The following is a 23,688-nucleotide window of genomic DNA, read 5'->3' on the forward strand; positions in this document are numbered from 1 at the left end:
CGGCGGCGCGGCGCACGGTGCGGCTAGAATTCGTCGTCGTCCATGGCCCCGGCGTTGTCGTCCGGGTCCACGACCTTGGTGGGCATCATGCCAAGGTGCTCGATGAGCTTGGCTTCCACGTTCAGGCGCAGGGCTTCGTTTTCTTCCAGCAGGGCGCGGACGTTTTCCTTGCCCTGGCCGAGGCGCTCGGACCCGAAGGCGAACCACGAGCCGCTCTTTTCGATGATGCCAACGTCCGAGCCGAGGTCGATGAGTTCGCCGGTGCGCGAGATGCCCGTGCCGTACAGGATGTCGAACAGCGCCTCGCGGAAGGGCGGGGCAACCTTGTTCTTCACCACCTTGACCCTGGTGCGCGATCCGTAGACTTCTTCCTTGTCCTTCAGGGTCTGGATCTTGCGGATGTCCAGGCGGATGGAGCTGTAGAACTTCAGCGCGTTGCCGCCGGTGGTGGTTTCCGGGTTGCCGTAGCCCATGGTGCCGATCTTCATGCGGATCTGGTTGATGAAGATGACGGCGGTGCGCGACTTGTGGATGGTGCCGGTAAGCTTGCGCAGGGCGTGCGACATCAGGCGGGCCTGGCCGCCCACCTGCATTTCGCCCATGACGCCTTCCAGTTCCGCCTGCGGAATCAGGGCGGCCACCGAGTCGATGACCACGATGTCCACGGCGCTGGAACGCACCAGCATGTCGGCGATGTCCAGGGCCTGTTCACCGAAGTCGGGCTGCGAGATCAGCAGTTCATCGGTCTTTACCCCAAGGCGCCGGGCGTAGTTGGTGTCCAGCGCGTGTTCGGCGTCGATGAAGGCGGCGGTGCCGCCCAGCTTCTGGCATTCGGCGATGATGTGCAGGGCCAGCGTGGTCTTGCCCGAGGATTCCGGGCCGTAGATTTCCGATACGCGGCCACGCGGGATGCCGCCCACCCCAAGGGCCAGGTCCAGCCCGATGGAGCCGGTGGGAATCACCGGAATGTTCACGTGGGCAGTGTCGGACAACTTCATGACCGAGCCCTGGCCGTACTTGCGCTCGATGGTGCTGAGGGCCGTCGAGAGAGCCTCGCGGCGCATCTCTTCCGGTGTCAGCGCGGGTTTCTTCGCCATGTATGTCTCCGGGGTGGGATGATTGCGGGCTTGGGGTGGCCCCAGACTGACCTGATGCGCCAGACGGGCCTGATGCGCCAGACGGATCGGACAGGTCAGACGGATCGAACAGGCTCAATGCGTCTGGCGAACAGGCCCGATGCGTCTGACGGGCAGGCCCGGGCGTCCGAGGGCTTCACGGGGAATATCAGAAGGCGCGGCGGCGGGCAACGCCGGGTGCGCGGCTCCGGACGGCGGGGCAGGGGCCGGATCGGGTCAGGCCGGATCGGGGTCAGGCCGGATCGGGTCAGGCCGTATCGGGTCAGGCCGGGGCGGACAAGGGCCGGGCGGGCAAGGCAGGGGGCACTGCCACGCCGCGCCCCTGGCCGGTGTGCGCTCCGCGCCCCTTGCCAACGGCCCCACCGCGCCGTATGTCACCCCCCATGGAACGCAAACGTTACGACGCCGTGGCCCTGCTGTCCGGCGGTCTCGACTCTATTCTGGCGGTAAAGGTCATCGAGGAGCAGGGGCTTGCGGTCAAGTGCCTGCACTTCGTTTCTCCGTTCTTCGGCAAGCCCGGCAAGGTGAGGCACTGGGAGGCCGTGCACGGCCTCGACATCGCCACCGTGGACATGGGCGAGGACTTTGCCGCGCTGCTGCGCGAACGTCCGCAGCACGGCTTCGGCAAGGTGCTGAACCCCTGCGTGGATTGCAAGATCATCATGATTTCCCGCGCGCGGGAGATGATGGAGCGCTACGGCGCCTCGTTCATCATCACCGGCGAAGTGCTGGGCCAGCGCCCCATGTCGCAACGGCGCGACACCCTGAACGTCATCCGGCGCGATGCCGGGGTGAAGGAACTTCTGCTGCGCCCCCTGTGCGCCCAGAAGCTGGACCCCACCCCCGCCGAAGAATCGGGCCTGGTGGACCGCAGCCGACTGCACGCCATCTTCGGGCGCGGGCGCAAGGAACAGATGGCCCTGGCCGAAAAGTACGGCTTGACCGAAATTCCCACCCCCGCCGGGGGCTGCAAGCTGGCAGAGCGGGAGAACGCGCGCCGCTACTGGCCGGTGCTGGCCCATTCGCCGCACGCCACCGCCGCGGAATTCAAGCTGGCCAACATCGGGCGGCAGTACTGGGCCGGGCCGCACTGGTTGTCCATTGGCCGTCACCAGGCCGACAACGACGCGCTGGTGCGCTTTGCCTTTCCGGCGGACCTGCACTTCAAGGTGGCGGGCTTTCCCGGTCCGCTGGCCATCGGGCGGCAGTTCGACGGCAAGGTCTGGGACGCGGAAGTGGTGCGCGATGCCGCCGCCTTCGTGGCCTCGTTTTCTCCGAAGGCGGTGCGCGAGGGCACGCCCGTCACCGTACGCGTGGCCGGGCCGGACGGCATGACCGAGGTGACGGTAACCCCCGCGCGGGTCTCCTCGCTGGGCTGGGGCGAACTGAACTGGCTGGGCGTGCGCGAGGAAATCCGCGCCGATGCCCGCGCCCGCGCGCTGCCCGTGCCCGAGGGCAACGACGACGGCCCCGACGGGCAATCGGAGTAGGGCGTCCGGCACGGGCGGTGTACCTGCCGACCGACCCCGGCGTCGGTCAGACGGCCCGCCCGGCCTGCCCCATGACCACACCCATGACGTGGTACTGGCGGGTACGACCAGACTTGCGTCCTTCACAGGCGGCACGTGCGCATGCAAGTGCCGCTTCTTTTTGGTATGGTCTGCCATTTCGCGCTGTTGCGCGCCGCTGCCGGATTTCGGGGTGCTTCCGGCATTGCGGAGTGAGACAAATCCCTTGATAAAGAAGGGGGATGAGCCTAATGAGGGGTGCCCGGATCGCCCGGAGCTCATCTTTCAAGGAAACAGTGCACATGGCGAAACAGATCACCACCGCCCGCGACGGCTTTGCGACGCGTCTCGGCGTGCTTGCGGCCACCCTCGGCTCGGCCGTGGGTCTCGGCAATATCTGGAAGTTCCCGGCTCTCACCGGGCAGAACGGCGGCGCGTCGTTCCTGCTGGTGTACGTGCTGGCCACCCTGCTGGTCGGCCTGCCGGTGATGATATCCGAAATCATGCTTGGCCGCCGCGCCAGGGCCAATGCGGTGGGCACCTTCCGCCAGCTTGCCCCCAAGGGCCAGCCCTGGCATCTGGTGGGCCTTTCGGGCGTGGTGGCCGCGTTCCTGATCATGGGCTTCTACACCGATGTGGCCGGGTGGGTGTTCGCCTACATCTTCAAGGCCCTGTCCGGCGAAATAGCCACCACCGATCCCGCCGTGGCCGCCAAGGCCTTCGAGGCGCTGGTGGGCAACCCGGTGCAGTCGCTGCTGTGGCAGTGGGGCGTGCTGGTGCTGATCAGCGTCATCATCATCGCCGGGGTGGCGCAGGGCATCGAACGCACCACCAAGGTGCTCATGCCCGTGCTGCTCCTGCTGCTGGTGGCGGTGTGCGCGCGCAGCCTTACCCTGCCCAAGGCTGCCGAAGGGCTGGCCTTCCTGTTCACCCCCGATTTCAGCAAGATCACTCCCAACGTCATCCTGATGGCCCTGGGCCTTGCCTTCTTCAAGCTGTCCATCGGCATGGGCACCATGACCACCTACGGCAGCTATTTCCGCAACGACCAGGACATTCCGCTGACGGCCACCCGCGTCATGCTGTGCGACCTGACCATCTCCATCCTTGCGGGCATGGCGGTGTTCCCCGCCGTGTTCAACTTCGGCTTCGAGCCCAGCGCCGGGCCCAGCCTGCTGTTCATGACCATCCCCGCCGTGTTCACCTCGCTGCCGGGCGGCCAGGTATTCATGGTCATCTTCTTCTGCCTCACCGCCATCGCCGCCACCGGCGCCATGCTTTCGCTGCTGGAAGTGCCCGTGGCCTGGCTGGCGGAATCGTTCGGCATGCCGCGCAAGCGCGCCACCATCCTCACCTCGGTGACGCTGGCCATCATCGGCATTCCGGCCACGCTGTCCATGTCCACCATGGCCAACGTGAAGATCTTCGGCATGACCGTGTTCGACCTGTACGACTTCCTGTCGTCCAACGTGCTGTTGCCCGTGGGCGGCATCTTCATCTGCCTGTTTGCGGGCTGGGTGTGGGGTGCGGCCAACGTGAAGACGGAACTGTCCAACCGGGGCCAACTGCTCAACGGACCCATCATCGCCGCGTTCCTGACCGTGGTGCGCTGGGTGAGCCCGGTGCTGGTGCTGCTGGTTCTCCTCAAAGGCCTCAAGGTCTTCTAGCGCGCGTCGAAAACGCGCAGTACGCGGGCAATGGCGGCGTCAAACCGTTTTTTTGCTCCGGTCGAGTACGGGAAGAGTACACTCCCGTCGCAAAAAAACGGTTTTCCTTGTCCTTGCCGCACGTCCTGCGCGTTTTCGGAAAGCCGCTGAACCCGCGCGAAAGCCGGAAAACGGAAATACTGCCGCGCGCAGTCGGAAATGCCGGCAGGGTTTCGTGCGAACCCGCAAGCCATGAATGCAAAGGCCCCGCTTCGGCGGGGCCTTTTGCGTTGAATGAGCAGGGGGCTGGGACGCGCGGGAAGGGGAAGTGAGGAAAAGGCGAATGCGGGAAGGTGCAGGCCAGCCCCGCACCCTCACCATTCCTTGCGGCCCCCCGCGTAGGGCTTGGCCAGCCCGTGTTCGATGAGCGCGGTGGCGATGTCGCCGTCGTCGGCCTCCACATCGGCCAGCAGGCGAAAGTACTTGTCGCGGCGCAGGTTGCGCAGGGTCACCGTGCTGCCCGGCGCGGCCATGCGCAGGGTCAGCTCGCGGGCGCGGCGCGAAAGTTCGCGCAGGTTGGCGCGCGGGTCGCGCTTTTCGGGCGTGTCGCACCCGGCGATGCGCACGCTGATGGCCCGGCCCGCCACGGGCGGATAGCCGGGAATGTCCACCACCAAGGTGTCGCCATCGGGCACGCGCAGCACCACGGCCCGCGCACCGCCGAATGTTTCCCCGGCCTGGCAGGCAAGACCGCCCGTGTCCGCCAGAAGCGGCGGGAACAGCAGGGGCAGGGCCAGAAGCCCGGCGCGGAGCATGCGGGCAAGAAATGTGCGGCGCATGCATATATAAAAATCTATATATAGAAAAAGTGCAAGAGTGCCGCGCGGCGTGGGACGGAGTTGCCGGGGCGGCCCCGTGCTTCCGTGGCTGCGGTTCGCGGGGGCGAACGCCCGGCAAGACCCGGCATCCGTTGCCGCCGCAACCCTGTCGTAGCCCGAATGGCGCGAAAAGGAATGGAACTTGCTGTACTTTTGGCGGAAGGTGAAAAAAATGCCCCGGCGGCACTGCCACCGGGGCGGAACGGAATGTGGCGCGGGACCCGGGCCCCGTGGCGTCAGCCGAAGATTTCTTCCTTGGTCACCGCTTCGGCCTTGATGCGGTCGAGCAGTTCGGCGAACACGGCCTTGACGTTTTCGCGGATGTCGCCCGCCACCACCAGGAACAGCACGTCGTCGCCGGGGGCCAGTTCGCCTTCCACGGCGTCGGCAAGGATGCGGAAGATGCCCGGACGCGCCGACAGCTCTCGGCATATTTCATTGATGCGTTCGCGGTCGGGGGTTACCCTGATGGCGACCACGTTGCTCTTGTCCTTGCGCGACCAGCCGCGCACCACGCCGTTGTGCACCAGCACCATGCCGACGTTGTCGGCGAAGCCCGGTTCCTTCTTCAGGTCCGCGAGGGCCTTGGTAACGTCCATTCGTCACTCCGTATCAGGGTTGTTCCCTGGTTAGCCGTATCCAGAGGTCCGGATGCCCCAGTTGCAATCGTTGCTGCGCCGCCTGCCGGAGTTCCGCGAATCGCGCATGAGCGCCGCGGGGCTTGCCCTGTGGCTGAACTGGCAGGGCGACATCAATCCCGCCGTGCCGCAGACCTTGCAGGACTACGGCGGCATGACCATTTCCGTCGAGCGCGACCAGTCGCTGTGGTTCTTCTTCTCGGCGGACGTGTTCCTGGCGCTGGCGCGGCTGGAAATATGGGGCAAGTTCAACCCGTTGCCCGTGGCCGGGCAGGTGCTGCCCGCACGCCTGCTGCTGGGCATCAAGCGCGAGATTTCCCTGTCGCTGGAAAACGTGCTGACCACGCAGGAACTCATCGCCCCGCAGGAATTCCAGGTGTGGGTGCACCCCCGCGCCCGCGAGATGGGCACCGGCGTGCCGGGCCTGTCCTTCGAGAAGGCGGCGGCCCTGCGCGGCATGGTGCCCGCCGAATGGACCATGCTGCGGGCCGATTCGCGCCTGCCGTACCAGTCCACCACCGGATGGTACTCGGTGCTGCGCCCCCTGGGCAACCCCCTGGACAAGGGATTTCAGGCGGGCTGGCGCGCCATGTTCGGCGAGATCGAGGAAATCCTCAAGCGCCACAAGTTCAAGTACATCCTGCACGAATCCTTTCTCATCTTTCCGCTGGAGAACCTGCGCCTGTACCGGCAGTGGTGCCGCGACCTCTTGCAGCGCGTGCGCGAGGTGAAGGAACAGCGCCCCGACAGCTACTGGCCGTGCGTCAGCGCCATCGTGGACCGCAGGGGGCTGAACTTCAACAACGAGCTGCCTCGCAAGGTCGCCCTGGACTGGGACCAACTGGTGCCCGACTACCCGCACACCAGCTTTCGCAACGCCTACCTGCTGGGCGAGGGCTTCACCATCCACGAGGTGCGTTTTTCGGTCGAGCACAGCAGCATGGACGACTGGTGCAACGTGGGCCTTGCCGACGACGGGCAGGAGGCGGGCGCGCTGCCGGTGGTGGTTTCCACCCGCGCGGTGGCGGGCAACAACCCGTGCTGCTTCTACTGCGGCATGCGCAACCACGAGGTCACGGCCTGCCCCACCCGCAAGCTGGAGACGCTGACCCCCAGCGTGTGGCGCGACGTGGCCCTGCTGGACTTCGACACCCTGAATCAGGGCTTCCAGATTATAGACGCGCAACTGGCCGGTGACATTGGCGAAGGGGTTGCCGTGCTGCTGGCCTCGGAAGGGGCGGAAGGCATCATGACCCGCGCCATGTTCGACATCGGCGGCGCCGCGCAGCACCGCATGGTGCGCCGCATGTGGCTGGCACGGGGCAAGGACTACCCCAAGGGCCTCGACGAGATGGCCCCCAAGGACGACAACCCGGTGTGGGGCGTGCTGGAGTCGATCCGCCATGGCGAGCCCATGGCGCTGGAGCGCGAACTGGCCCAGATCCAGATCAAGAACCCGCGCGACTACCGCAACCGCACCATGCTGGGCTACGTGGCCTTGGAACGTGGCGACCTGTTGCGCGCCGCCTCATTGTGGAAGGAAGCGGAAACCCTGGCTCCCACGGCGTTGCAGCAGGGGTGGCACATCTTTCTCCAGGCGCGCCTGCACGAGGTGCAGGGCAAGTACCAGCCTGCCACCCAGCTCTACCGGCAGGTGGTGCGGATGTGCCCCCAGTGGACCGATGCCGAGTACCGCCAGGCGGTGTGCCATGTGAAGATGGGCTTCGTGGAGCAGGCCACGGCGCAGTTGCTGGCCCTGATCGCCCAGGATCCCAACGTGTTCAACCGGGTGCTGCTGGACCCGGAACTGGAGCGCGGTCACCTGCACCTGCTTACGGCGCTGCATGTGCCGTGGAGCGAGGCCGAGAACCGCGTGGAAGAAGAGAAGCAGGGGCTGGCGCGTCTGCGGGCGGAACTGGGCACGTGGTTCAGCGAGGAACATCCCTTTACCGTGCAGACCGACATGCGCGTGGCCAATCTGGTGCGCATGGCCGAAATACGCAACTTCGTGCCGTACCAGACGGTAATCAATGGCCGCTCGCAACTGGAAAAGGACATGCAGCTGCGTATCGGGCGCGAGGCCAAGGACCTGAAGACCCTGTTCAACGGGTTCATGACCCGGCTGATGCACATCCGCGACGAGGCGGCCTGGTTCCCGTTCCCGCGCATTCTGGTGGAGTTCAACAAGAACTACAACCTGTGCGCCGCCAGCCTGAACTGGGCGCTGAAGACGAATTTGCAGGTGGCGGAAACCTTCAAGCGCGCCCATGCCGTGGCCGAGGCCGAGGAGGAACGGCTGAAGGACCTGGAATCGCGCCTGAAGTTCCTGCGGATGGTGCGCGATTCCACACTGTTCATGCTGCTGTTTTGGCGCAGCTTCCTGTGGATGGAGATCGTCGGGCTGCTGCTGATCCTGGTGGCGGCGCCGCTTGCCCTGTTCTACGGCGAACGCGCCGGGTCCACATGGGCCACGGGCCTTATCAGCACCCAGAAATGGCAGTTGCAGAAGGGGCTGATCCTCATCCTGTCCGTGGTGGCCCTGGGCCTTGCCGCGCTGCGCACCACCCTGGTCTTCGAAAAGAAGAAGGATAAGTTGTTCAGCGAGGCTCGCGAAAAGCGCACGAAGAAAAAGAAGTAGGGCGTCGTGGCGACTTGCCTGCCGCGTCCGGCGCGACGGCCAGACACGATGTGTTCGGGATACGAGGAAACCCCCGCGCGACGGTTGTTGCGCGGGGGTTTTGCTTTCAGTCCGTGCTTCCCGTCTGTGCTTCCGCCGGTCTGGCCTCCTTGTCGGCCTGGTCGATGGCGGCGCGCCGCAGCGGGCTACTGCTGGTCCACGCCCTTCATGGCCAGGCTCACCCGGCCGCGCGCCCGGTCCACCTCCAGCACCCGCACCTGCACGGTGCGGCCAGGGGCCACCACCTCCGACGGGTCGCGCACGAAGCGGTCGGACAGCTGGCTGACGTGCACCAGGCCGTCGCGGTGCACCCCGATGTCCACGAACGCCCCGAAGGCCGTGACGTTGGTGACGATGCCCGGCAGCACCATGCCCGGTTCCAGGTCGTCGGGCGAATGCACCCCCTCCGCGAAGCGGAACGGGGTGAAGGACGGGCGGGGGTCGCGCCCCGGCCTGGCCAGTTCTGCCAAAATGTCACCAAGCGTGGGCAGCCCCACCCCCTCGGAAACATACTGCTCGGGTCGGATGCGCCCGCGCAGGTCGTCGCGGCGCAGCAGGTCGGCCAGGGCGCAGCCAAGGTCCGCCGCCATGCGGGCCACCAGGGTGTAGCGTTCCGGGTGCACCGCGCTGGCATCCAGCGGGTTGTCGCCGCGCACCCGCAGAAAGCCTGCTGCCTGCTCGAAGGCCTTGGGGCCAAGGCGCGGCACCTTCAGCAGGTCCTTGCGGCTGCGAAAGGGGCCGTTCTCCGCCCGGTGGAGCACGATGTTGCGGGCCAGCACCGGGCCGATGCCGGAAACATGGGCCAGCAGTTCCGGGCTTGCGGTGTTGGCGTCCACGCCCACGGCGTTGACGCACGAGGCCACCACCTCGTCCAGGGCGCGGCGCAGGGCGGCCTGGTCCACGTCGTGCTGGTACTGGCCCACGCCCAGCGAGCGCGGGTCGATCTTGACCAGCTCGGCCAGCGGGTCCATGAGGCGCCGCCCGATGGAAACGGCCCCGCGCACGGTCAGGTCATGGTCGGGAAATTCGCGGCGGGCCACGTCGGACGCGGAGTACACCGAGGCCCCGGTTTCGTTCACCAGCACCACGTCCACCCCTGCGGGCAGGCCCGCCCCCCGCACGAAGGCCTCCGTCTCGCGTCCGGCGGTGCCGTTGCCCACGGACACCACCTCGATGCCGTATTTCGCGCAGCAGTCGCGCAGGGTGCGCGCGGCGCGTTCCGCCCCGGCGTCGCCGGTCAGCGGATGAATGACCTCGTGGTGCAGCAGGGTACCCTGCGCATCCAGGCAGACCAGCTTGGACCCGGTGCGCCAGCCGGGGTCCAGCGCCAGCATCCGGCGACCGCCCAGGGGCGGGGCCATGATCAGTTCCCGCAGGTTGGCGGCGAATACCCCGATGGCCTGGGCCTCCGCCCGCTCGCGCAGGGCCGTGCGCAGTTCGTTTTCCAGCGAGGGGGCCAGCAGCCGCTTCCAGGCGTCGGCAAGGGCCGCATCCACCTGCCCGGCGGCTGTTTCGGGCCGTGGGGCGGGGCCGTTGGCGGCGATGCCCGCCCGGCGGTGCAGGATGTCCAGCGCGTCGGCGTCGTCGGGGCGCACGGCCACGGACAGGAAGCCTTCGCGCTCGCCGCGCAGCATGGCCAGCAGCCGGTGCGAGGGCATGGCGGCGGCGCGTTCCTCGTGGCCGAACCAGTCGGCGTAGGTGGCGCCTTCCGCCTCCTTGCCGGGCACGGCCTTGGCGCGCAGCACGGCGCGGCGTACGAACAGGTCGCGCAACGTACCGCGCAGGGGGGCCGATTCCGCGTAATTTTCGGCCAGGATGTCGCGGGCACCGGCCAGGGCGGCCTGCACGTCGGGCACGGCCAGTTCCGGGTCGGTGTCTTTCGGCGTGACATGGGGCGCGGCCAGCGCAAGGGCGTCCGCCGTGGGCCGCGCGGTGCGCAAGGCCTCCGCCAGCGGGGCCAGTCCGCGCCGCCGGGCCTTTTCCGCGCGGGTAATGCGCTTTGGCCGGTAGGGCAGGTACACGTCCTCCAGCGCGGCAAGGGTGGCGGCCCCGGCCACGGCCCCGGCAAGTTGCGGGGTGAGCAGCCCGCGCTCCTCCAATGATGCCAGCACGGTCGCCCGTCGTTTATCCAGTTCGCGCGCCTTTTCAAGGGCATCGCGCACGGCGGACACTTGTACTTCGTCCAGGCTGCCGGTGGCTTCCTTGCGGTAGCGGGCGATGAACGGAATGGTGGCCCCTTCGTCCAGCAGGGCCATGACGGCGGATACGCCGGACACCGGCAGGGACAGCGCGACGGCCAGGACTGCCGGGGCGGCGGAGATCGGCGCGGCTGCGGGAATGGCGGCGGGGGTGGGGCTGTTGGCCTGAAGTTCTGGCGTCACGGGATATTCCTGTTGTTGTCCGGTGGCGGACGATGTAAGTATGTGATTACGTCAGTGGATTGGTATTCTGCCACAGTCCTGCCATCCGCAACCGAGAAGGAGGCCTGCCATGAGCCATACCGAAGCCGATCTGCCCGCCGTCATCCACGAGGCGGAGTTCGTCATCCTGGCCGACGGAACCCAGGTGCGCTACGAGGAAAGCGGCGGCGCGCGCGACGTGTTCGTCAACGACGAATGGTCTGCCCGCTCCACGCTGTTTCCCGGTTCGGACTACTGTCTCGAAACCGGGGGCTGCACCTATCTGCTCACCGCCACCGATGACGGGCTCAAGGTCGAGAAGCAGTAGCCAGTCCGGAGCCCGGCGTGCGGCCGGAAAATTGCGGGGCCGCGCATGTGCGCGGCCCTTGGCGTTCGCGGTGCCGGATCATGCGGCGTTTGGCGCTGCCGTTCTGCAGGCACGGGCTTTGGCGGCTGCGTGCTGCCGGGACTGCCCTGTCAGTTGATCGGCCCCTGCCCGCGCGCGGTAAGCCGGGCACGCAGATACGCGCCCAGCAGCGCGCCCGAGTCGTCCGGGCCATTCTCGCCGCCCTGCGTGATGCCAAGGGCGTGCAGGTCTTCCGCCACCTGGCGCTCCATCTTTTCCGACTCCATGAACATCACGTAGACCAGGGCGATGGTGGCGTCGTTCTCTTCGCTGCCGTCGCACAGGGCCGCCACGTGTTCGTGGGGCACGGTTTCCTGCAGGCGGTCCACGAACAGGGAGGCCCACTTGCCGTACAGCGATTCGGGCAGTTGGGGCACCATGGCCGACAACGCCCGCGCACCCCGTTCGTCCATGTCGGGCAGGGTCACGGCCAGAAAGTCTTCCAGGGCCTCGGTGCGGCGCCCGGCGTCGCGCGACAGGTGGCGCAGCACCGTGGCGACAAGGTGGGCGCGGGTTTCGTCGGGGGTGAGAGGGGATGCGGACATGCGGGCTGCTCCTGCGGCGGGGTGGTATCCGTCCGATGCTCCGCGCGGCAGCGTGCGGGGCATGACAAGGTGCGCAGCCTAGCTCAGGCAGAGCCGCCGCGCAAGGTTGGCGGGCCGTTTCGGACTGCCACTGCCCGTTCCTGATGGGCGCCGGGAGCGGCTGGCTGGCACGTGCGGGCAACAGGGAGGGCCTTGGAACGACAATGCGGTTTCGCGTGGGCGAAACCGCATTGTCATTTTCGTAAAACAGCCGGTGTCGGCGGTGTCGGCGTCGTTCCGGCGCCCATTTCAGGGGGGCCGTGCGGCAGGTGCCGACCGGGCCGGACCATCTGCGGGTTTTCCGCTGCCGTCGTTACAGGACTGCCCGCACGGCGGCCAGGGCGGCCTCGTAGTTGGGTTCGTGGCTCACTTCGGGCACGATTTCGGTGTAGGTGACCGTGCCGGACCGGTCCACCACGAAGATGGCGCGGGTCAGCAGGCGCAATTCCTTGATCACCACGCCGTAGGCGTTGCCGAAGGCAAGGTCGCGGTGGTCGGACAGGGTTTCCAGCGCGTCCACCCCGGCGGCGCCGCACCAGCGGGCCTGGGCGAAGGGCAGGTCGCAGCTGATGGTCAGGATGCGCACGTCCGCGCCAAGGCGGGTGGCTTCCTGGTTGAAGCGCCGGGTTTCCATGTCGCACACGCCGGTATCCAGCGAGGGCACGGCGGAGATGAGCAGAACCTTGCCCGCGTAATCGGCCAGGGTGCGCGGGGACAGGTCGTTGGCCAGGGCGGAGAAGCCGGGGGCCTTGTCGCCCTTGGCCACCGGGGTGCCGCCGAGGGTGAGGGGCGTGCCCCTGAAGGTGATGATGCCGGTACGGTCCATGGGTATCCGCCTCCTGCGGAAGGGGGTTCAAAGGGTCCGCCTCGTGTGGGAACGAGGAGCCCTGGCGGGGCCCGCGCCCCGGTGGGGGGCGCGTCGGTTCCGTGTCCTGGTCGCCTGCGGCAGGCGGTGGGCACGGTGGTTCGACAAGCCATACCACAATGGCGCAGGCATGCAAACCGGAGCGGCGTACTTTTTCCGGAGCTTGCTGCAAAAGTGTCGGTTTTTACAAAATAGGTATTGAGTCGCCTTGCTGTGTTACCAAAATGGAAAAAATGAATGTTGCCTGGTTTGCGCAATGGGGCGAATTCATTGGAACCGACCATTTTGTAGCAAATGGCACGCTCCTTGCCTTTACCATGGCATCGTTCGGGTTTGCCCCTGTCCGTTCGGTCCGGCAGGGGATGTACGTCAACATTTCGAGGAGGTTCACATGAACGCGGCGGATACCGCCTTCATCCTGGTCTGCTCCGCTCTGGTCATGTTCATGACCCCGGGGCTTGCCCTGTTCTACGGGGGGCTCGTGCGTGCGCGCAACGTGCTGTCCACCACCATGCACAGCTTCATTCTTGTGGGCGTGGCCAGCATCGTTTGGGCGGTCATCGGCTATACGCTGGCGTTCGGCCCCGACATCGGCGGGGTCATCGGCGGGCTTGATTTCGCGTTCCTGAACGGCGTGGGCATGGAGCCCAGCGAAACGGTCACCAACATCCCGCACCTGCTGTTCATGGTGTTCCAGTGCATGTTCGCGGTGATCACCCCGGCCCTCATTTCCGGCGCCTACGCCGAACGCATCCGCTTCCGCGCCATGCTGCTGTTCTCGGTGCTGTGGCTGGTGGTGGTGTACGCCCCCATGGCCCACTGGGTGTGGGGTGGCGGCTGGATGTTCGGCATTGGCGCGCTTGACTTCGCCGGTGGCGCCGTGGTGCACATGAGCTCCGCCGCCGCCGCCCTGGCCGCCGCCCACGTGCTGGGCCGCCGCCACGGTCATGGCCGCGAGCCCTTCGTGCCGCACAACCTTCCCATGACCGTGCTTGGCGCGGGCATCCTGTGGTTCGGCTGGTTCGGCTTCAACGCGGGCAGCGCCCTGGCCGCCAACGGCCTGGCCGCCAACGCCTTCGTCACCACCCACCTGTGCGCCGCCGCCGCCTCCATCAGCTGGATGGCCGCCGAATGGCTGCACAGCGGCAAGCCCACCACCCTGGGCGCCGCCTCCGGCGCCGTGGCCGGCCTTGTGGTCATCACGCCTGCCGCCGGGTTCGTTGCCCCCATGCCCGCCATCATCATGGGCCTCATCGGCGGCGCCCTGTGCTACGGCGGCGTGCTGATGAAGCATGTCTTCAAGTACGACGACGCCCTGGACGTGGTGGGCGTGCACGGCGTGGGCGGCACCTTCGGCGCCCTGGCTACCGGCGTCTTTGCCACCACTGCCGTGAACACCGCCACCGGCCTGCTCTACGGCAACCCCTCGCAGCTCTGGATCCAGTTCATCTCCGTGGTCGCCACCTGGTTGTTCTGCTACGTGGCCAGCCGCATCCTGTTCCATGTGGTTGACGCCCTCGTCGGCCTGCGCGCGGATACGGAGTCGGAGGTCGCGGGCCTCGACGTCAGCGAGCACAACGAAGCGGGTTATCAGCTCTAAGCTTGCCGCTGCCGCCGTTGTCGCCTACAAGGCGGAAGGGGTTATCCCTTCCCTGAACACGAACCGAGCTTCAGGATGGACATCATGAAGAAACTTGAGATCATCATCCGCCCCTTCAAGCTGGACGAGGTCAAGGAAACGCTGGCCGGCCTTGACGTGAAGGGCATGACCGTCACGGAAGTGAAGGGCTTTGGCCGCCAGCGCGGCCACAAGGAAGTGTACCGCGGTGCCGAGTACCAGGTGGACTTCATGCCCAAGGTCAAGATCGAAGTCGTCGTTGACGACGCGCAGGTGAAGCCGCTGGTCGATGCGGTGGTCAAGGCCGCCCGCACCGGCAAGGTGGGCGACGGCAAGATCTTCATCTCGCCGGTGGAAGACGTGCTGCGCATCCGTACCGGTGAAACCGGCGTGGAAGCCATCTAGCCGCAACATACCGCAATCCATGGGCGGCGCCTCGGCAGCGATCGGGGCGCCGCCCGTCCATACCCACCTTCCACCCCCCACACCCTACATGACGCAGGCACACGGGCCATCTTCCTCCGCTCCCGCCGGTACTCCCGGCATGCCGCGCGATGCCGCCACGGTGCTGCGCGAAGGGCGCGCCGCGCTGCTCGAACGCCTGGACGCAACCCTTTCCCCCGCCAATGCGGCACCGCAGGAGAACGCCTGCGCCACCCGGCCCGACGCTCATTGCCGCGACACCGCGCCCGCGTCCACGACCATGGGCGCACCGCGTTTCGAGCGGGCCTACAGCCGCCTGCTGGACGACTATTTTCGCCTTCGCTTCGCCGAGCTGCGCGGCGGTCACGACAAGGTGGCCCTGGTGGCCGTGGGCGGCTACGGCCGCGAGGAACTGTGCCTGGGATCGGACATCGACATCCTGATCCTGTGCGGCCGCTCCATCCCGCCGCAGGCCATCGACCTGGCCCAGCCGCTGTTTCTGCCGCTGTGGGACGCGGGCTACACCCTGGGGCACGGGTTCCGCACCATCGGCGACTGCGTGAAGCTGGCCGCCAAGGACCACAAGGTGCTGGCCAGCCTGCTGGACGCGCGGTTGATCACCGGCAACGAGGCCCTGTTCCGCGAGATGGTGGATCGCCTGAACGACAAGGTGCTGCCGCGCCGGGGCGCCTCGTTCCTGTCATGGAACGACGAGGAACACGAGCGCAGGCGCGCCGCGCACGGCGACGGTGCCGTGCTGCTGGAACCCAACCTGAAGGAAGGCCTGGGCGGCCTGCGCGACTACCACCGCATCCTGTGGCTGGGGCGCATCCGCAACGAGGCGGGCACCGTGGAGGAAATCCTGGCCCAGGCCGGGTTCTCCGCGTCCGATGCCGCCCTGTTGCGCGAAAGCGTGGGCTTTCTGCACGACGTGCGCAACCTGCTGCACCATCTTTCGCGCCGCAAGAACGACCAACTGTTTCTGGACCTGCAACCGGAAATCGCCGCCCGCCTCGGCTTTCACGAATGCGGCAACCTGCTGGCCGTGGAATGCTTTCTGGGCCGCCTGCACCGCTGCATGTCGCACATCAAGGCGCTGTCCGCCGCCTTCCGGGGTACCCCCGGCGGCCCGGTGCACCCCGACCAGCCCTGCCCCGAGGTGGAAGGCCCCGTGGTCATGGCGGGCGGCACGCTGCACATCTGCCTGCCCGATCCGGTCGCCGTCACCCCCGGCCTGGCCCTTTCCGCCTTCGTGCGGGCCGCCGAATGGCCCGGCCCCAACGCCCCCGCCCCCGACTGGAATACCCGCAAGGCCATGGAGCAGGCCCTGCAACTGGCCCTGTCCGGTGCGGACGGTGCCCTTTCCAGCGCAGAGGTGGGCGCGGCGCTGATGCGCATCCTGGGGTCCGGCAAGGCGTTTCCGGTGCTTGGACACATGGACGAGACGGGCCTTTTGCCCGCCATCCTGCCCGCCTATGCCGAAGCGCGCGACCGGGTGCAGTTCGACGGGTTCCATACCTACCCGGTGGGCATGCACACCCTGTTCGTGATCCGCCAGTTGGAATCGCTGGCCAGCGAAGATGTCGAGCCGTTTTCCGGCTTCTGGCGCGGCGGCTGCCTGAGCGTGCCGGGCGGGCTGGCTGATACGGGCGAAAGCGCCGCCGCCCGCTTGCCCGCGTACCCGTCCGGGCAGGACGCGGATGCCGCGCGTGACAGGCTGTGCCTGCTGCTGGCCGCGCTGCTGCACGACCTTGGCAAGGGCGGGGCCGACGCCTCGCACCATTCCGAGGTGGGGGCCGAAATGGCCATGCGCCTGCTGGCAGAGTGGGGTGCGCCGCCTGAAGTCATCGACGACGTGGTCTTTCTGGTGCTGCACCACCTGCTGCTCATCCGCACCGCCCAGCGCCGCGACCTCAACGACGAGTCGGTGGTGGCCCAGTGCGCGGGCACCGTGGGCAGCCTGCGCCGCCTGAACATGCTCTACCTGCTCACCCATGCCGATTCCATGGCCACCGGCCACAAGGCGTGGAACCGCTGGACCGCCAGCCTGTTGTACGAACTGCACGGCAAGGTGGCCAACATGCTGCGCGACGGGCAGCTTGCGGGCACCCAGACCGCGCAGGCCATAGTGCGCACGCGCGACATGGTGCGGGCGCTGGTGCGCGAGCGCCAGTCGGCGCTGCACTACACGCAGGAAACGGCGGGGCTGTATCTGGACGCCATGCCCTCGCGCTACCTGCTGGCCATGCCGCCGGAAGACATCGTGCGGCACATGTCGCTGGTCTACCAACTGAACCGCGACGTGGCCGAATCGCGCCGCCGCCTGCCCGAGGACAGGGCCGAGCGGGGCGTGGTGGTGCTGGAGGGCAGGCCGCTGCACGGCGGGCGCGACAGCGAGCTGTGGGAAGTGCTGGTGGCCGCGCGCGACCAGTCCGGGCTGTTCGCCACCATTGCGGGCGTGCTTTCGCTGCACGGGCTGAACGTGTTCGGGGCCGATGCCTACGTGTGGAGCGACGGCACCGTGCTGGACATCTTTCACGTTACCGCGCCGCCCGACCCGCTGTACGCCAAGGATTTCTGGGGCAAGGTGCGCGGGGCCATCCACTTCGCGCTGACGGGCAAGCTGTCGCTGGACTACCGGCTGGAGCAGGCCCGGACCTCCAACGCGCTGAAGCACAAGGTGCCCACGGTGCTGCTGGATGCGGTGCGCCGCCCGCCGGAGGTGCGCATCGACAACGAGTTGTCGGACTTCCACACCGTGGTCGAGGTGTTCGCGCCGGATCGGCCCGCGCTGCTGTATGACGTCGCGCGGGTGTTGCAGACGTTGCAACTGGACATCCTGTTCGCCAAGATCGCCACGCTGGGCAACCGCACCTCGGACAGCTTTTCGGTGCGTACGGTGTACGGCCAGAAGATCACCGACGAGCAGCAGATGGACGAGGTGCGCGCGGCCCTGCTGCACGTGGTGTCGCAGTAGGGCTGCGGTTCTTCCTGCGGCGTGGCCGCTTGGGTGAACGCTGGTCCCCTTCGTTTTTTGCAAGCCTCCGGCGGGCAGGGGCCTTGCACCCTGCCCCCCCTTTTTTCGTGCGTTCCGGATGCCGGTGCATCCCTTGGGGACGCACGTTTTTTTTGCTATCCACCTTGGGCGGCGCGATGAGGTGGGGCAGGGCGAAGGTGCAATGTCCCACGGACCGGCCTGCGCGGTGGTCGCGCTGAGGGCGCCGCGCTTGTGGGCGAGTTTTTCGGTATACGGAGGCAGCATGTTCGAGCGGTATGCCGCGCGGGTGGACGAGTGGCGCGACATTCATTCCGGGGTGGATTTCATCAACAGCCGCAAGCAGGGCGAGGCCGAGGCGCGCGCGCTGCTGGACGCTGCCTTCGGGCAGGACGGCAGCGGGGCCATGTCCGCCGCCGACTTTCGGGCCCTGTGCATGGCCGTGAACCGTGAATGCATTGAGGGCAGCGTGCCCAAGCGCATCACCTGCACCCGTTTCGGGGCGGGCTACCCCTCGCTGCTAAGCCGTGCCGCAAACATGGCGGATGTCTTGCCTTGGCTGGCTGCCCTGTGGGCGCTGCCGCCCGGCCCAGATCTGCACGAAGCTTTTCGTTTGCATGATGCGCACCGCCCGTCAGGGGTAGGAATTTTCGGGCTGTCGCTGCTCCTGTACTTGAAGTCCGGTTCGGTTGCCGACGCGGATGATGCTTCTTTCTGCCTGCCCTGTACCCCGGCCCTGTGGCGTGGGCTGGGCTTCCTGAAAGGGGATTCGGTCAAAAAGTCCGCCACACCGCGTGGCTGTGCTAACTACCGGATGTTTCTGCTCCACGCCCACGCCCTGCGCGAGCGGTTCTGTCTGCTGCCGTTGGAGGTGGACTATATCCTGTCGCAAGGGGAGAGGTTGCGCATCTTCACGAGCTGAACTCACTCAGGCAGAGAGTTCGGAACATGCCGTCTGGCTAAGTGTCTGCTTCTGCCCGGCGGTATGTTTTGGTATGCGGGGGATTTTCCATGTAGCGGCGCAGTATTTCTGATCGGAACGTGGAAGCTGTCTTTTCCTGAATTTGTGATGCAGATGGGGTCCCTAGGAATATTAGGAAAGGGGTCCAGGGGGCGTGCCCCCTGGCCGCCGGAGGCATCCTTTTACCCCACACGCAAAAGCGGGCCGCCCCTTGCGGAGCGGCCCGTTCGTATTCGTCCCGTGGTCTGCGGCGCGGCAGGCGCGCTACAGGATCTGGTTCAGGAACTTCTGGAGGCGCGGATGCTTGGGCGCGCCAAAGAATTCCTGCGGCGCGTTTTCTTCCAGCACCTGGCCGTGGTCCATGAAGATGATGCGGTCGGCCACTTCACGGGCAAAGCCCATTTCGTGGGTCACGCAGACCATGGTCATGCCTTCGCGGGCCAGGGTGACCATGACGTCCAGCACTTCGCCGATCATTTCCGGGTCCAGCGCGCTGGTGGGTTCGTCGAACAGCATGATCTTGGGGTTCATGGCCAGGGCGCGGGCAATGGCCACGCGCTGCTGCTGCCCGCCCGAAAGCATGGCAGGGAAGACGTTGGCCTTGTCGCTGATGCCCACCTTCTTCAGCAGTTCCAGCGCCCGGCTTTCCGCCTCGGCGCGCGGGGTCTTGCGCAGCCGCATGGGGGCCATGGTCAGGTTCTGCAACACGGTCTTGTGCGGAAAGAGGTTGAAGCTCTGGAAGACCATGCCCAGTTCCTGGCGGATCTTGTTGATGTCGTTGTCGGGCGAGTTCACGTCCTGCCCGTCCACGATGATGCTGCCCTTGTCCACCGTTTCCAGCCGGTTGATGGAGCGCAGCAGGGTGGACTTGCCCGAGCCGGACGGCCCGCAGATGACCACCTTTTCGCCGGGCATCACGTCAAGGCTGACGTCGTTGAGGGCCGTCAGCTCGCCGAAGAACTTCCACGCGTGGCTGATGCGGATGATGGGTTCGACGCTATCGGCGGTCATAGTAGTTCAACCTCGATTCCATGATGCTGACGCCCTTGGACAGGAACAGCGTGATCAACAGGTAGATGAGGGCGACCATGGTGTACGTCTCGAAGTACAGGAAGCTCTCCGAGGCGAATTCGCGCCCGCGCCGCAGGATGTCGGCAACGGCGATGATGGACACCAGCGAGGTGTCCTTCAGCATGGCGATGAATTCGTTGCCCACCGGCGGCAGGATGGTGCGCCACGCCTGCGGCAGGATGACCATGAACATGGTCTCCGCCCGGTTGAAGCCCAGCGAGCGGGCGGCTTCGGTCTGGCCCTTGGAGATGGAGTCGATGCCCGCGCGGAACACCTCGCCCATGTAGGCGCCATAGCACACGCTGAGCGCGATGATGGCGGCCAGGAGGTCCGGCACCTTCAGGAACCGGCCAAGGGCGTAGTAGATGTAGAAAAGCTGCACCAGCAGGGGAATGCCCCGCACCACCTCCACGTAGGTGGAGGCCACGAGGTTGATCAGCCGGTTGCGCGACAGGCGGCCCAGCCCGGTGATGAGACCGATGGGGATGGAGCACAGGATGGACAGCACGGTCACCTTGAAGGTGACGGCAATGCCGTCCGGCAGAAATTGCAGTAACCGCCAGTAGGGCTCGGGCCGGCTCGCGCACAGGTAGACGAGCGCGCCCAGCGCGCCCACGAAGGAGATGGACCACGCGGTTACGATCCGCCGTTCCTTCGGGTCCGGTATGATCGCGCCGTCGGTGATGACGATGCGGACGTTCTGGGGTTCGTTGGTCATGGCGTCTCTGAGGCTTTGACGTTGAAAAACGGGGGACCGGCGTAATACCGCCAGTCCCCCATGGTGCGCAAGTATCTAGCCGGGCACGGCTAGCGGCCGATCCACTTTTCGCGGAGCTGCTTGTCGATGCCCTTGGCCTTCACGGCGGCGATGCCCTTGTTCAGAAGGTCCAGGACTTCCTTGTTCCCCTTCTTCACGGCGATGCCGTAGAATTCCTTTTCCTGGGTTTCGATGACGAAGGCGATCTTCATCTTGGCGGCGTACTGTTCCTGCTGCAGGGCGTAGCTGGCGGCAACGGGGTCGTCGCACACCACGCCGTCGATGCGGCCGTTGAACAGGTCTTCCATGGCCAGGCCGATTTCATCGTACGACTTGGCGGTGACGCCGGCGGTCTTCTTGATGGTGAAGTAGCCGGTGGTGCTGATCTGGCCGCCAAGGGTCTTGCCCTTCATTTCGTCCAGCTTGGTGACGTTGGTGGTCTTGGGCACCACGAGGGCCTGGCGCACTTCGTAGTAGGGCGTGGTGAAGTCCATGGCGTTCTTGCGTTCATCGGTGATGGACACCGAGGACACGATGGCGTCATAGCTGCCGGATTCGAGCCCGGCGAAGATGCCGTCCCAGGCCACGTTCTTGTGCACGATCTTGAAGCCGGCTTCCTTGGCCATGGCGTCGGTGTAATCGACGGAGAAGCCGACAAGGTTCTTGCTCGCGTCAACGAACTCCATGGGCGGCCAGGTGGCGTCCTGGGCAACGACGATGGTCTTCTCGGCAAAGGCCACGTTGGCGGTGACCAGCAGGGCCGCAAGGGTGAGGACGATCTTCTTCAGCATCCCGGATTCTCCTCTGGACATGTGGTTGGTGTGACGGACGGACTCCCTTTTCTGGAGCATAAGTGAGCAGATTGTCAATGAATGAGTGAGAGAACGCCAGACTCCGGCGGCATGATTGACACATTTGTCACCACTTCGCCGGTCATGGCCGGGGAGGCTGGGCTGCCGGAAGGAAACCGGGCGCAGGAGCACCGGGCCAGGGGAATGCCCCGGCCAGGCATGCCGGGCAACCTTGCGGGCCAATCATGCCGGGCAGCCGCGAGGCATGCCGACAGGGGAGGGGGCGTGTGCTGCGGGCGCGCGCCCTACATCCAGGTGAAGATGGCCGTCACCAGGATGGGCACGGCCACGGTCAGCACCATGCCGCTGAATACGGCGATGATGCCGTAGCGCTCCCCGGCGTAGCGGGCGATGACGGGCAGGCTGGTGTCCATGCTGGTGGCCCCGCCCGCCATGACCGGGGCCAGCCCGCCGAACAGGCGCACCAGCAGCGGCGCGGACAGCAGGGTGACCAGTTCGCGCGAGATGTTGGCGATGAGCGCCATGGAACCCAGGGCCGCATCGCCCATTTTCGTGATCATGATGCTGGACAGGCTGTAGTAGCCAAAGCCCGCGCCCACGCCCAGCACGTCGCGCAGGGGCATGTCGCCCAGCAGCGCCCACGCCGCCAGCGAACCGCCAAGGGTGCCGATGCCCACGAACAGCGGCACCAGCGCCACCTTCACGTGCAGTTCGCGCAGGATGCGGAACGAGCGGGTATCGAACCCGATGCCCATGCCCACCACGAACAGCAGCATGTACAGCGCCCACGAGGCCAGGTCGCCCGCCTGGTCGGCCTGGGGGATGATGTCCAGCCTGCCCAGCAGCACGCCGGACAGGAAGAAGCCGAGAATGATCAGGCTGCCTTTCATGCCCGGTCTCCCGCGTGGTTTGCCGCACGGTCCCCCGCCCGGTCGCCCTGGTGGCCCCCCGCATGGCCTGGGGGCGAAGGCATGGCGGCGTTCGTGCCCTGCATGGCCGGGCGCACGGTGCCGGGGCCGTCCAGCGCGCCGCGCAGCAGCACGTGTTGCAGCAGCCACCCGGCGGCAACGCTGCCCGCCAGCGACGCCATGCTGATGACCACGGCCCGCAGGCCGATGTCGCCTGCCTTGGCCACCAGCGCGTCATCCGACCCCAGCGACAGGCCCAGCAGGAAGAGCAGCGCGTATATGGACCAGGTGGTCAGCCGGTCCACGGCGCCGACCACGGCGGGGCGCGTGCGCAGCAGGTAGCCCGCAGGCACGCCCACGGCGATGCAGCCAATTTCGACGATCATGAAAACTGTCCTTGCGCGGCGCTGCTTGGGCACGCCGCCATGATGCGCGGCAACGGGCCGCCGATTCAGGGAAAGGCCAGCGGTAGCCTGCCCGTACCGGGCTGTCAACCCGGCAGCCGGTGGCTAGGGACGAATAAGGGGCGGGTAGGGCGAGATGGGGCGAACTGGGCGGGAGAGGTGGAAGATACGGGCTTGCCGAACTGGCCGGGCTTGCCGAACTGGCCGGGCTTGCCGAACTGGCCGGGCTTGCCGAACTGGAGGGACTGGCCGGATTGGGCAGGCCTTGGCCGGGGGGGCTGTCCGCCGGGGCGCATCGCAAAATAAATCGAAAAAGCCCCCCCGCCCGTGATGCGCGTCACGCATGCCCCGCCCGGAGAGCCTATCTTGTGGGCGAGGACGGAGGAAACGCCTCCGCCCCGTGACAGGACCACACCGGGCAGGCTCTGCCGCCCGCAACACCCACGACGACAATGAACCAAGACGCCAAGGAGACCACCATGCGCCACATTCGCCTCGACGACATGCGCACCTTCAAGGACGCCGGGTTTGCCATGAACCTGGTGCACGACTCGGAAAACTTCAAGATCATCAACTTCAACTTCAAGGCCGGACAGGAACTGCCCGTGCACAGCCACGACATCGACGGTGAACTGGCCATCACCGTCATCGAGGGCGAGGGCGAATTCCTGGGCGCGGACGGCGCGGCCATTCCCGCGAAGCAGGGTGACATGCTGGTCTCGGAAATCCGCGTACCCCACGGAGTGCGGGCAAAGACCGAGATGCGGGTAGTTGTCGTTATCGCCCCTCCCATCTAGGGGCCGTTTCTAAATTGTCTTTTCGCCCGTTGGCTTCGTCAAACTTCGCCTGCCATGTCGGTCAAATACGATAAGAGTATATTCCCTCATGGCAGGCTCGTTTTCCTCGCCAACGAACGAAAATCCTAATTTAGAAACAGCCCCTATGGGCAAACAGCACACTGCTGGTCGGACAGCACCCCCCGACGATAAAAGGGAGGCCCCG

The 23,688-nt window shown here is 66.5% G+C and carries 20 protein-coding genes; 9 read left to right on the plus strand and 11 right to left on the minus strand.

Annotation, left to right across the window (positions count from 1 at the left end; translation table 11 throughout):
• Window positions 1-23 precede the first annotated feature (23 nt).
• Window positions 24-1,097 carry a recombinase RecA gene (recA, locus tag ABWO17_RS08600; RefSeq protein WP_196607810.1) on the minus strand — a complete coding sequence of 358 codons (1,074 nt, stop codon included), beginning with the start codon at window positions 1,095-1,097 and terminating at the stop codon, window positions 24-26.
• Window positions 1,098-1,519: 422 nt separating this feature from the next.
• Between recA and ABWO17_RS08605 the strand changes: the two genes are divergently transcribed.
• Window positions 1,520-2,626: a tRNA(5-methylaminomethyl-2-thiouridylate) methyltransferase gene (locus ABWO17_RS08605; protein ID WP_353117590.1), complete on the plus strand. Its 1,107-nt coding sequence runs from the start codon at window positions 1,520-1,522 to the stop codon at window positions 2,624-2,626.
• A gap of 320 nt (window positions 2,627-2,946) precedes the next feature.
• Window positions 2,947-4,311, plus strand: a complete 1,365-nt coding sequence (locus ABWO17_RS08610; protein WP_353117592.1) for a sodium-dependent transporter — start codon at window positions 2,947-2,949, stop codon at window positions 4,309-4,311.
• A gap of 353 nt (window positions 4,312-4,664) precedes the next feature.
• Here the strand turns inward: ABWO17_RS08610 and ABWO17_RS08615 are convergent, their stop codons facing one another.
• Both ABWO17_RS08615 and ABWO17_RS08620 read right to left on the minus strand, forming a co-directional pair.
• On the minus strand, window positions 4,665-5,129 hold the full coding sequence (locus ABWO17_RS08615; RefSeq protein WP_353117594.1) for a thermonuclease family protein: 465 nt from the start codon (window positions 5,127-5,129) through the stop codon (window positions 4,665-4,667).
• 275 nt (window positions 5,130-5,404) lie between these two features.
• Window positions 5,405-5,767: a molybdenum cofactor biosynthesis protein MoaE gene (locus ABWO17_RS08620; RefSeq protein ID WP_012612020.1), complete on the minus strand. Its 363-nt coding sequence runs from the start codon at window positions 5,765-5,767 to the stop codon at window positions 5,405-5,407.
• A 52-nt stretch (window positions 5,768-5,819) separates the two neighbouring features.
• Here ABWO17_RS08620 and ABWO17_RS08625 point away from each other — a divergent pair, with 52 nt between their 5' ends.
• Window positions 5,820-8,444, plus strand: a complete 2,625-nt coding sequence (locus tag ABWO17_RS08625; RefSeq protein ID WP_353117596.1) for a tetratricopeptide repeat protein — start codon at window positions 5,820-5,822, stop codon at window positions 8,442-8,444.
• A gap of 185 nt (window positions 8,445-8,629) precedes the next feature.
• Here the strand turns inward: ABWO17_RS08625 and ABWO17_RS08630 are convergent, their stop codons facing one another.
• The gene (locus ABWO17_RS08630; RefSeq protein ID WP_502914905.1) at window positions 8,630-10,822 is read right to left on the minus strand and encodes a Tex family protein; all 2,193 of its coding nucleotides are present in this window, start codon (window positions 10,820-10,822) and stop codon (window positions 8,630-8,632) included.
• 151 nt (window positions 10,823-10,973) lie between these two features.
• Between ABWO17_RS08630 and ABWO17_RS08635 the strand changes: the two genes are divergently transcribed.
• Window positions 10,974-11,210 (plus strand): hypothetical protein, encoded by a 237-nt coding sequence (locus tag ABWO17_RS08635; RefSeq protein ID WP_353117598.1) that lies wholly within the window; start codon window positions 10,974-10,976, stop codon window positions 11,208-11,210.
• Window positions 11,211-11,359: 149 nt separating this feature from the next.
• Here the strand turns inward: ABWO17_RS08635 and ABWO17_RS08640 are convergent, their stop codons facing one another.
• Complete coding sequence (locus ABWO17_RS08640) at window positions 11,360-11,833, minus strand: hypothetical protein (protein WP_353117600.1); 474 nt, start codon at window positions 11,831-11,833, stop codon at window positions 11,360-11,362.
• A 352-nt stretch (window positions 11,834-12,185) separates the two neighbouring features.
• Window positions 12,186-12,698 (minus strand): thiol peroxidase, encoded by a 513-nt coding sequence (gene tpx / locus ABWO17_RS08645; RefSeq protein WP_353117601.1) that lies wholly within the window; start codon window positions 12,696-12,698, stop codon window positions 12,186-12,188.
• A gap of 430 nt (window positions 12,699-13,128) precedes the next feature.
• On the opposite strand from tpx, the gene ABWO17_RS08650 reads away from it, so the two are divergent.
• The 4 genes from ABWO17_RS08650 (at window position 13,129) to ABWO17_RS08665 (ending at window position 18,695) form a co-directional block, all read left to right on the plus strand.
• Window positions 13,129-14,337: an ammonium transporter gene (locus ABWO17_RS08650; RefSeq protein WP_353117602.1), complete on the plus strand. Its 1,209-nt coding sequence runs from the start codon at window positions 13,129-13,131 to the stop codon at window positions 14,335-14,337.
• An 84-nt stretch (window positions 14,338-14,421) separates the two neighbouring features.
• Window positions 14,422-14,760 (plus strand): P-II family nitrogen regulator, encoded by a 339-nt coding sequence (locus ABWO17_RS08655; protein ID WP_012612013.1) that lies wholly within the window; start codon window positions 14,422-14,424, stop codon window positions 14,758-14,760.
• Between the two features lie 139 nt (window positions 14,761-14,899).
• On the plus strand, window positions 14,900-17,755 hold the full coding sequence (locus ABWO17_RS08660) for a bifunctional uridylyltransferase/uridylyl-removing protein GlnD (RefSeq protein ID WP_353117605.1): 2,856 nt from the start codon (window positions 14,900-14,902) through the stop codon (window positions 17,753-17,755).
• A 283-nt stretch (window positions 17,756-18,038) separates the two neighbouring features.
• Entirely contained in the window at window positions 18,039-18,695 is a 657-nt protein-coding gene (locus ABWO17_RS08665; RefSeq protein ID WP_353117607.1) for a hypothetical protein, read from the plus strand.
• A gap of 303 nt (window positions 18,696-18,998) precedes the next feature.
• Here the strand turns inward: ABWO17_RS08665 and ABWO17_RS08670 are convergent, their stop codons facing one another.
• The 5 genes from ABWO17_RS08670 to ABWO17_RS08690 all read right to left on the minus strand — a co-directional run bounded on the left by ABWO17_RS08670 (window position 18,999) and on the right by ABWO17_RS08690 (window position 22,668).
• Window positions 18,999-19,745, minus strand: coding sequence for an amino acid ABC transporter ATP-binding protein (locus ABWO17_RS08670; protein ID WP_353117609.1), 747 nt, complete (start codon window positions 19,743-19,745; stop codon window positions 18,999-19,001).
• Window positions 19,732-20,523 (minus strand): amino acid ABC transporter permease, encoded by a 792-nt coding sequence (locus ABWO17_RS08675; RefSeq protein WP_353117611.1) that lies wholly within the window; start codon window positions 20,521-20,523, stop codon window positions 19,732-19,734. Before ABWO17_RS08675 ends, ABWO17_RS08670 begins: the two co-directional genes overlap by 14 nt.
• An 89-nt stretch (window positions 20,524-20,612) precedes the next feature.
• Window positions 20,613-21,353: a basic amino acid ABC transporter substrate-binding protein gene (locus ABWO17_RS08680; protein ID WP_353117613.1), complete on the minus strand. Its 741-nt coding sequence runs from the start codon at window positions 21,351-21,353 to the stop codon at window positions 20,613-20,615.
• A 305-nt stretch (window positions 21,354-21,658) separates the two neighbouring features.
• Window positions 21,659-22,264: a LysO family transporter gene (locus ABWO17_RS08685; protein ID WP_353117615.1), complete on the minus strand. Its 606-nt coding sequence runs from the start codon at window positions 22,262-22,264 to the stop codon at window positions 21,659-21,661.
• Window positions 22,261-22,668: a LysO family transporter gene (locus ABWO17_RS08690; protein WP_353117617.1), complete on the minus strand. Its 408-nt coding sequence runs from the start codon at window positions 22,666-22,668 to the stop codon at window positions 22,261-22,263. Before ABWO17_RS08690 ends, ABWO17_RS08685 begins: the two co-directional genes overlap by 4 nt.
• 497 nt (window positions 22,669-23,165) lie before the next feature.
• On the opposite strand from ABWO17_RS08690, the gene ABWO17_RS08695 reads away from it, so the two are divergent.
• Window positions 23,166-23,483 carry a cupin domain-containing protein gene (locus ABWO17_RS08695; RefSeq protein WP_007522704.1) on the plus strand — a complete coding sequence of 106 codons (318 nt, stop codon included), beginning with the start codon at window positions 23,166-23,168 and terminating at the stop codon, window positions 23,481-23,483.
• Window positions 23,484-23,688: the final 205 nt, after the last annotated feature.

Source organism: Nitratidesulfovibrio sp. (genome assembly GCF_040373385.1).
In the GTDB taxonomy this organism is placed as follows: domain Bacteria; phylum Desulfobacterota; class Desulfovibrionia; order Desulfovibrionales; family Desulfovibrionaceae; genus Cupidesulfovibrio.